The sequence below is a fragment of the Streptomyces sp. NPDC001781 genome (genome assembly GCF_053596035.1).
The window spans coordinates 1-2,390 of sequence record NZ_JBSFFI010000079.1; the positions used below are offsets into that span (position 1 = coordinate 1).

General features: G+C 69.9%; 6 protein-coding genes. All 6 read left to right on the forward strand.

What is annotated here, in order from left to right; genetic code table 11:
• Positions 1 to 743, forward strand: a 743-nt coding sequence (locus ACWCV3_RS28685; RefSeq protein ID WP_451230202.1) for a deazapurine DNA modification protein DpdA family protein, incomplete at its 5' end; no start/stop codon positions are given.
• A 110-nt stretch (positions 744 to 853) separates the two neighbouring features.
• On the forward strand, positions 854 to 1,093 hold the full coding sequence (locus ACWCV3_RS28690; RefSeq protein ID WP_451230205.1) for a hypothetical protein: 240 nt from the start codon (positions 854 to 856) through the stop codon (positions 1,091 to 1,093).
• The gene (locus ACWCV3_RS28695; protein ID WP_451230207.1) at positions 1,090 to 1,278 is read left to right on the forward strand and encodes a hypothetical protein; all 189 of its coding nucleotides are present in this window, start codon (positions 1,090 to 1,092) and stop codon (positions 1,276 to 1,278) included. Before ACWCV3_RS28690 ends, ACWCV3_RS28695 begins: the two co-directional genes overlap by 4 nt.
• The gene (locus ACWCV3_RS28700; protein ID WP_451230210.1) at positions 1,275 to 1,499 is read left to right on the forward strand and encodes a hypothetical protein; all 225 of its coding nucleotides are present in this window, start codon (positions 1,275 to 1,277) and stop codon (positions 1,497 to 1,499) included. Before ACWCV3_RS28695 ends, ACWCV3_RS28700 begins: the two co-directional genes overlap by 4 nt.
• On the forward strand, positions 1,496 to 2,143 hold the full coding sequence (locus ACWCV3_RS28705; RefSeq protein ID WP_451230213.1) for a hypothetical protein: 648 nt from the start codon (positions 1,496 to 1,498) through the stop codon (positions 2,141 to 2,143). Before ACWCV3_RS28700 ends, ACWCV3_RS28705 begins: the two co-directional genes overlap by 4 nt.
• A 3-nt stretch (positions 2,144 to 2,146) precedes the next feature.
• Positions 2,147 to 2,390 (forward strand): hypothetical protein (locus ACWCV3_RS28710; protein WP_451230216.1); only part of this gene is annotated, 244 nt, incomplete at its 3' end.

A 2,390-nucleotide genomic window follows, 5' to 3' on the forward strand; every position in this document is an offset into this window, starting at 1 on the left:
CCCCGCCTGTGTTCGTGGCTGATGTCCGCCGGATCGTGGACGGTGTAGGGCGGATGCCGGACTTCATCGCACCCCAGGATTGGATGTGCGAACCCTGGGTGATCGAAGGGAAGAACTGGCACCTCAAGCCGTCCGACCCGAAATTCTTCCACGGCACACGGGAGGCCCGGGGCCTGGGACCGACGGTGGCCCCGGGCGAGGATGAGCAGCCGTTCGATGAAGCGGTGCGTTTCCACCAAGAGCGCACCGTGGAGAACTTCCTGGAACTCCGCTCCCTGGCGCCCGAGCTGCCGTGGATACCCGTACTGCAAGGGTGGAGCCTGGTCCATTACCAGCAGTGCGCGTACATGTACGAGGACGCCGGCGTGCACCTCGCTTCGCAGCCGACGGTCGGTCTCGGGTCTGTCTGCCGGCGCCAGTCCACCTCGGAGATCGGGGATATCGTCGGAGCGTTCAGCGGTCCGTCCGCTTTCAGCGACACCGGGCTCCGCCTTCACGGCTTCGGCGTGAAAAAGGACGGTCTGGAGAAGTACCGTTCCGGGCTGACGTCCGCCGATTCGATGGCCTGGAGCTTCCATTACCGCCGGATGCGGCGTCCTGCGTTCCCCGGCCATGAGGTGCGGCACAAGAACTGCGCGAACTGCCCCGACGCCGCGCTGGAGTGGCGGCAGGAAGTTCTCGACGTGCTCGCCGGGGTGCAGGTGCGCCAGACCGTGCGCAAGGTTGCCGAGCTGGTGGCGTGAGCCGGTGCCGGGACAGCCTCGCGCAGGGGTTGTCCCGGCACCCGAGTCGTGATTTAATTAAATCGAAGGGTTCGGCTGCGCTGGGCCCCGACCAAGGAAGCGAGGACGGCATGAAGAAGATCCCTCGGGGCGAGGCCCGCCGCGCGGAGGCGTGGAACGCGACGTACCCCGAAGGCACACCGGTGCGGTACTGGACCGGAGCCCGCGAGGGCGCGGGCGTCAAGGGGCGCACCCGCAGCGCGGCCTCCGTCCTCGGCGGCCACACTGCCGTCGTCTGGGTCACCGGCCACGGCGCCTGCATCGCCCTCACCCACGTCCAGCCCATCCCCGAGAGCGAGGCCGGCGGGTGACCGCGTTCCTGCGGGCGTTCCTGGCCTGCAACGGCTGCCACGAGGTGTTCGACACCAGCACCATCCCCAGCGCCCGCAACATCTCCGAAGCCCGCCGGGACGCCAAGCGTGACGGCTGGGTGCACAAGTGCGACGGTCGGGACCTCTGCCCCGGCTGCAACGAGACGGAAGGCGGAGCACGATGAACGCACGGACGATAGCCGAACTGGACTTGCGCCGGGCGCAGCTCGCCGCCCGCGCCGAGACGCTGCGCGAGGAGTGGCTGACCCTGTCCACCGGGCCCCGGGCCAGCCGGCTCGGCAAGCGCATCAAGGCGTTGGAGGGTCAGGTCGCCGACTACGCGGCCATCCTCGCCTTCGCCACGGCCCCTGCCGCCACGACCAAGGAACTGAGGAAAGCATCATGACGACCACGCTGGAGCGCCTGGCCGCCGAGCCGAAGCACGACCCGTCGATACTCCTGCCGAACGTGTGGGATGACCTGCTGCACCGCATCGAGGTGCTGTGCCCCTGCGGTAGCACGACGTCCGTCCGCGACGGAGAGCTGTCCACCCACGAGCCGAAGTCGACGTGGACCATCGACGGCCAGCGGCGCACGGTCATCGCAGACGCGACCGGCATCGGCTACACCTGCCGCTACAGCGGGCGGGCGGTCACCCTGGCCAAGGCCCTGGAGCGCGACAACGTCCTGACCCCGGCCGAGCAGTACGCCCGTGACACCACGGAGCGCCGGCTGCGCGCGGGCATCACGAACAAGGCGCCGGCCGACTACGCCCTGCCGAAGCCCGTCGCGACCCTGTTCGCGCTCGCCCAGGCTCACGGCTGGACCACGGCGCAGGCATGGGCGCCGCGCGACGACGGGTTCGTCCTGAACCTCCGGGTGAGCCGTCCGGGCGGTTGGGAGTACGACCTGTCCTACTTCCTCGCCCCCGGCGTCGCGCGCCGGACCCGGTTCGGGCTGTGCCGCACGCCTGAGCAACAGGGGCCGCACGACACCCCGTCGCTCAAGGCCATCACGGCCGTGATCCGGGCCAACCCGGTGGAGGGCTGAGCCGTGGCGTACGTACCGGGGAGCTACCTGCGGGAGCTGCGGGAAGCCCATCAGCGCGGGGAGCACGCTGAGCGGGAGGACGACAACTGCCCGGCGTGCGACTTCCGGGCGGTCCCGGAGGGCTTCGCGTCGCTGGCTGAGTTCGCCGACGCCCTGAACGAGGGTGCTGCGGAACTTCAGGTCCACGTGGACGCGCACGATCGGGGCGAGCACCGGGCACCGGTCGGCGAGTGCATCGAGTGCGCGA

What these genes read in the sequence shown, in the direction of transcription:
- ACWCV3_RS28690 (WP_451230205.1), top strand. Translation starts at nt 854, where the DNA reads ATGAAGAAGATCCCTCGGGGCGAGGCCCGCCGCGCGGAGGCGTGGAAC.
- ACWCV3_RS28705 (WP_451230213.1), top strand. Translation starts at nt 1,496, where the DNA reads ATGACGACCACGCTGGAGCGCCTGGCCGCCGAGCCGAAGCACGACCCG.
- ACWCV3_RS28700 (WP_451230210.1), top strand. Translation starts at nt 1,275, where the DNA reads ATGAACGCACGGACGATAGCCGAACTGGACTTGCGCCGGGCGCAGCTC.